At 65.1% G+C, this 2,410-nt stretch carries 3 protein-coding genes and 1 pseudogene; all 4 read right to left on the bottom strand.

Going from position 1 to position 2,410, the window contains the following annotated elements; genetic code table 11:
* Window positions 1–124: 124 nt before the first annotated feature.
* The gene (locus WB785_RS13735) at window positions 125–739 is read right to left on the bottom strand and encodes a hypothetical protein (protein WP_424079889.1); all 615 of its coding nucleotides are present in this window, start codon (window positions 737–739) and stop codon (window positions 125–127) included.
* Window positions 732–1,010, bottom strand: coding sequence for a putative holin (locus WB785_RS13730; protein WP_424079888.1), 279 nt, complete (start codon window positions 1,008–1,010; stop codon window positions 732–734). Before WB785_RS13730 ends, WB785_RS13735 begins: the two co-directional genes overlap by 8 nt.
* A 28-nt stretch (window positions 1,011–1,038) precedes the next feature.
* The gene (locus tag WB785_RS13725) at window positions 1,039–1,524 is read right to left on the bottom strand and encodes a DUF779 domain-containing protein (protein ID WP_424079887.1); all 486 of its coding nucleotides are present in this window, start codon (window positions 1,522–1,524) and stop codon (window positions 1,039–1,041) included.
* Window positions 1,524–2,410, bottom strand: a pseudogene (gene adh, locus WB785_RS13720) (aldehyde dehydrogenase); the annotation flags it as partial. The pseudogene adh and the gene WB785_RS13725, both read right to left, overlap by 1 nt.

Raw genomic sequence — 2,410 nt, 5'->3', positions numbered from 1 at the left:
GCATCGCCGCGCGCGCGGGATCGTCGATCAGGTCAGCGATTGGGGTGAGGTCGCGATCGGCCGGCGCGTAGGAGGCCGAGGTGTCGCTCACCCTGCCAGCCTTGCATAGCCTCGGTCGGCAGGCTCAGTACGGGATGACGCCCATCAGGCACTGACTCTGGCTGTGGTCACAGTAGAACGCGCCGTAGAACGGGGCCGCGGTGACGACGGATGCGAACACCGCGGTCAACATCGCGATCGCCAGTGCTGTCACCAGCGGCCGGTCGGTCACCATCGCCAACATCAAGCCGGCAACGGTGGAGACGACGACATAGACGAACAGAACGAACACCACTGGGGTCTTATGGGCGGAATTGTCGTGGGTCCACCAATAGAACAGGCCGGCACCGATCGCCCCCGCCGGTACCCACACCGCCAGCAGCATCAGGATGAACTGCCACCACTTTAGGTAGTGGTAGCGGCCGGGAACGGTGATCGACGGCGCCGGCGGGTGAAGCGGCCCGGACATCGCGTCGGCCGGCGCGTCCGGTTCCACCGCGACGGGGTCGGCAGGCCCATCGGCAACTACTTCCGTGGCCGCCGTGTCCGACCTTCGACGCCACCATCGACGCTTCGGGGCGCGCTTTTGCGGTTCGATGATTTCCGGTTCGGCTTTGTGGTGCGCGCCGGTATCGAAGGTCGGCAGGTACGGCTCAGTTTGCGGCAGTGATCCGGTGTCCAGCAGGTCCTCGTTAGGCATGGCTCGTCACCTCGATCAACGCCAGCACACCGAACCATCCCGGCGCCAGCGCCAGGATGGAAACCCCCAGCGCCGTCAGCCATCGGCGCCGAGACAACAGAATCACCAGCAGACCGATGGCGCTAGGAAGGCCGACCACCAGCGCGATCACGACGTCTGGACGGATTCGGGCCGAAACCAGCACCGCGGCCGCTGTTCCGACTAGCACCCCGGCCGCAATACCGACCAGCATTGCGCTGGTCAGCAGCCAGGTCCGCGGCAGCGGTATCACACTTTGACGATAACGCCGCAGCGGCGTGCTACCGCTTTACTGCCCCGGCGCGCCCTGGTAACGAACAAGCGTCGGAAGCGACGGCTACCACCGGTGCGCGTTGCGGCGGGCGCTCGCCGCGCTCGTAGTCGGTGCCGGTGATCACTGCGGTAGCTGTGAGCTCGGTGTTCTCGTCGTCGCTGAAGGCGCGTCCGCGGGACAAAAACCGCATCCCCTCGGGTGCTTCCAGGCTGAAGCCGCCGCCGCGGCCGGGCACCACGTCGATGACAAGTTGGGTGTGCTTCCAGGCCTGGAACTGCGGCCCGGAGATCCACACCGGCACCCCGGCGCCGACGTCCAATACCCCCAGCAGTACGTCGCGGTCGCCGACGATGAAATCCCCGTCCGGGTAGCACATCGGCGACGACCCGTCGCAACAGCCGCCGGACTGATGGAACATCACCGGCCCGTGCCGCCCCTGCAGCTCACCGAGCAACGTGGCGGCGGCGGCGGTGATCACCACCCGCGGGGTCATCAGAAGAACCCTTGGGCCTTACTCGAGTAGGACACCATCAGGTTCTTGGTCTGCTGGTAGTGGTCGAGCATCATCTTGTGGTTCTCCCGGCCGATACCGGATTGCTTGTAGCCGCCGAATGCCGCGTGCGCCGGATACACGTGATAGCAGTTGACCCAGACCCGGCCGGCCTGGATGTCACGGCCCGCGCGGTAGGCGGTGTTGCCGTCGCGGCTCCACACCCCCGCACCCAGGCCGTAGAGGGTGTCGTTGGCGATCGACATCGCGTCGTCGTAGTCCTTGAACGACGCCACCGACACCACCGGCCCGAAGATCTCCTCCTGGAAGATCCGCATCTTGTTGTTGCCAGCGAAGATGGTCGGCTGCACGTAGTAGCCGCCGGAAAGGTCGCCGCCCAGCTCAGCGCGCTCTCCGCCGGTGATGATCTTGGCGCCTTCGTCCTTACCAATTTCGATGTAGGACAACACCTTTTCAAGCTGGTCGTTGGAGGCCTGCGAACCGATCATCGTCTCAGTGTCCAGCGGGTCGCCCTGCCGAACGGCCTTGGTGCGGATGGCGGCCAGTTCCAAAAACTCGTCGTAAATGTCTGCCTGGACCAGGCTGCGCGACGGGCAGGTGCACACCTCGCCCTGGTTGAGGGCGAACATCGTGAAGCCTTCCAGCGCCTTGTCCTGGAAGTCATCGCCCTTGGCCATCACGTCGGAGAAAAAGATGTTGGGGCTCTTGCCGCCCAATTCCAGGGTGACCGGGATCAGGTTCTGCGAGGCGTACTGCATGATCAGCCGCCCGGTGGTGGTCTCCCCGGTGAACGCGATCTTGGCGATCCGGTTGCTCGACGCCAGCGGCTTGCCGGCTTCGGCGCCAAACCCGTTGACGACATTGACCA

Origin of the sequence: Mycobacterium sp. (assembly GCF_049585075.1) — a bacterium.
GTDB lineage: Bacteria > Actinomycetota > Actinomycetes > Mycobacteriales > Mycobacteriaceae > Mycobacterium.
The sequence above is the reverse complement of the archived record's forward strand: the minus strand, read 5'-3'. Positions and strand labels throughout refer to the sequence as shown.

Bases quoted from the DNA above. Each gene is read 5' to 3' on its own strand.
- WB785_RS13735 (WP_424079889.1), bottom strand. From the start codon at position 739: ATGCCTAACGAGGACCTGCTGGACACCGGATCACTGCCGCAAACTGAG.
- WB785_RS13725 (WP_424079887.1), bottom strand. From the start codon at position 1,524: ATGACCCCGCGGGTGGTGATCACCGCCGCCGCCGCCACGTTGCTCGGT.